The organism is Pseudomonas sp. SDT291_1_S447 (assembly GCF_054070155.1).
The window spans coordinates 1-2,549 of record NZ_JBSVXS010000240.1; the positions used below are offsets into that span (position 1 = coordinate 1).

The window sequence follows — 2,549 nt, forward strand, 5'->3', positions numbered from 1 at the left end:
CAATAGTTACGTTGACTGACACACCGCTATCGCGAGCAGGCTCACTCCTACAGTTAGTCCGCGCCCACATTCATGATCTTCGGAGTTTTCCATGACGGCCCACGCCGACCTTTCGCCGACCCTCCAACTCGCCATCGACCTGATCCGCCGTCCGTCCGTGACGCCGGTCGACGCCGATTGCCAGAAGCAGATGATGCAGCGCCTGGGCGATGCCGGTTTCACTCTCGAGCCGATGCGTATCGAAGATGTGGATAACTTCTGGGCCACCCACGGCAACAACGATGGCCCGGTGCTGTGCTTCGCTGGCCACACCGACGTGGTGCCGACCGGCCCGGTCACCGCGTGGCAGATCGACCCGTTCAACGCGCTGATCGACGAACACGGCATGCTCTGCGGCCGTGGCGCGGCGGACATGAAAGGCAGCCTGGCGTCGATGACTGTCGCCGCCGAGCGCTTCGTCGCCGATTACCCGAACCACAAGGGCAAGGTCGCGTTTCTGATCACCAGCGATGAAGAAGGCCCGGCGCACCACGGCACTAAAGCAGTGGTCGAACGCTTGGCCGCGCGTAACGAGCGCCTGGACTGGTGCATCGTCGGCGAACCGTCGAGCACCACCCTGGTTGGCGACGTGGTGAAAAACGGCCGTCGCGGCTCGCTGGGCGCCAAGCTCACCGTCAAAGGTATTCAGGGTCACATCGCCTATCCGCACCTTGCGAAGAATCCGATCCACCTCGCCGCTCCGGCGCTGGCCGAACTGGCCGCCGAGCACTGGGATCACGGCAACGATTTCTTCCCGCCAACCAGTTTCCAGATCTCCAACGTCAACTCCGGCACCGGCGCGACCAACGTGATTCCAGGTGATCTGGTGGCGGTGTTCAACTTCCGTTTCTCCACCGAATCGACCGTTGAAGGCCTGCAGAAGCGCGTTGCCGATATCCTCGACAAGCACGATCTGGACTGGCACATCGACTGGGCGCTGTCCGGCCTGCCGTTCCTCACCGAACCGGGCGCACTGCTCGACGCGGTGTCGGCAAGCATCAAGGACATCACCGGCCGTGAGACCAAAGCGTCGACCAGCGGTGGTACTTCCGATGGCCGTTTCATCGCGACCATGGGCACGCAGGTTGTTGAACTGGGCCCGGTCAACGCGACCATTCACCAGGTCAACGAACGCGTGCTGGCGGCGGATCTCGACGTACTGACCGAGATCTACTACCAGACCCTGATCAAGTTGCTCGCCTGATGCTCGCTTGCCCCATCTGCAGTGAACCACTGAATGCGGTGGACAACGGCGTGGTCTGCCCCGCCGGCCACCGCTTCGACCGCGCGCGACAGGGTTACCTGAACCTGTTGCCGGTGCAGCACAAGAACAGCCGCGATCCTGGCGACAACCAAGCCATGGTCGAAGCGCGTCGCGACTTCTTGAACGCTGGCCATTACGCGCCGGTGGCCAAGCGTCTGGCCGAGCTGGCGGCGAGTTACGCGCCGGATCGCTGGGTCGACATCGGCTGTGGCGAGGGTTATTACACCGCGCAAATTGCCGAGGCCTTGCCGAACGCCGATGGCTACGCGCTGGATATTTCCCGCGAAGCAGTCAAACGCGCCTGCAAGCGTAACCCGGCGATTAGCTGGTTGATCGCCAGCATGGCCCGTGTGCCGTTGGCGTCGGGCAGTTGCCAGTTTCTCGCCAGCGTTTTCAGTCCACTGGACTGGGAGGAAGCCAAGCGTCTGCTCAGCGTCGGCGGTGGTCTGATGAAAGTCGGCCCGACCAGCGGCCATCTGATGGAACTGCGCGAACGCCTGTACGACGAAGTGCGCGAATACACCGACGATAAGCATCTGGCCCTGGTGCCGCAAGGCATGGCGTTGGCGCACAGTGAAACCCTGGAATTCAAGCTGACGCTGGACAAGCCCGAGGATCGCGCCAACCTGTTGGCGATGACACCCCACGGCTGGCGCGCCAGTGCCGAGCGTCGTGCGGCGGTGATCGAGCAGGCCGAGCCGTTCGAGACCACCGTATCGATGCGCTACGATTATTTCGTTCTTCAATAACTTTTGGTCTCGGGCGAGTGCCCGGGGCCGGCTAAATCCGCGAATGGATTTTTCAGACCCGCAGTGAGGACATCCATGCGCCAACCGGACATCGAGATTTACCTGAAAGACGCCGACGTCGACCACAAGGCCATTTCGGCTTGGCTGGGCGCCGCGTTGGGCCCGTGCAGTGACTGGGTACAGAAAGGCCAGACTTACAAGTGCAAGGCCGGCAACGTGCCGGTGACCTGGCTGCCGAAAGCCGTGGGCAAATGGAACAGCCTGTACCTGGAAAGCGACCAGACCCCATGGGACGACGACATCGCCTGCGCCCGCGCCGCATTCGCTGCGCTGAACGTCGAAGTGCGTTGTGCACCGGGGACGTGGGTGGAGGAAGAAGGCGAGGAAACGGCGGATCGCTGGATGCGCATCAGCGAAGACGGTGAAGAAGAAATCACCTGGAAAACTGCATAAAAGCAAAAGATCGCAGCCTTCGGCAGCTCCTACAGGGTCATGTG

The 2,549-nt window shown here is 62.1% G+C and carries 3 protein-coding genes; all 3 read left to right on the forward strand.

Annotated elements, in window-relative coordinates; all coding sequences use genetic code 11:
• The first annotated feature begins 91 nt into the window (after window positions 1-91).
• The 3 genes from dapE (at window position 92) to ACW9IR_RS29155 (ending at window position 2,505) form a co-directional block, all read left to right on the forward strand.
• The gene (gene dapE / locus ACW9IR_RS29145; protein ID WP_457466058.1) at window positions 92-1,243 is read left to right on the forward strand and encodes a succinyl-diaminopimelate desuccinylase; all 1,152 of its coding nucleotides are present in this window, start codon (window positions 92-94) and stop codon (window positions 1,241-1,243) included.
• Window positions 1,243-2,052: a putative RNA methyltransferase gene (locus tag ACW9IR_RS29150; protein WP_064393203.1), complete on the forward strand. Its 810-nt coding sequence runs from the start codon at window positions 1,243-1,245 to the stop codon at window positions 2,050-2,052. The genes dapE and ACW9IR_RS29150 overlap by 1 nt, the downstream gene beginning before the upstream one ends.
• Window positions 2,053-2,127: 75 nt before the next feature.
• A complete protein-coding gene (locus tag ACW9IR_RS29155) occupies window positions 2,128-2,505 on the forward strand; it encodes a hypothetical protein (RefSeq protein WP_016985110.1) in 378 nt (125 codons plus the stop codon).
• Window positions 2,506-2,549: the final 44 nt, after the last annotated feature.

Bases quoted from the DNA above. Each gene is read 5' to 3' on its own strand.
- dapE (WP_457466058.1), top strand. From the start codon at position 92: ATGACGGCCCACGCCGACCTTTCGCCGACCCTCCAACTCGCCATCGAC.
- ACW9IR_RS29150 (WP_064393203.1), top strand. From the start codon at position 1,243: ATGCTCGCTTGCCCCATCTGCAGTGAACCACTGAATGCGGTGGACAAC.
- ACW9IR_RS29155 (WP_016985110.1), top strand. From the start codon at position 2,128: ATGCGCCAACCGGACATCGAGATTTACCTGAAAGACGCCGACGTCGAC.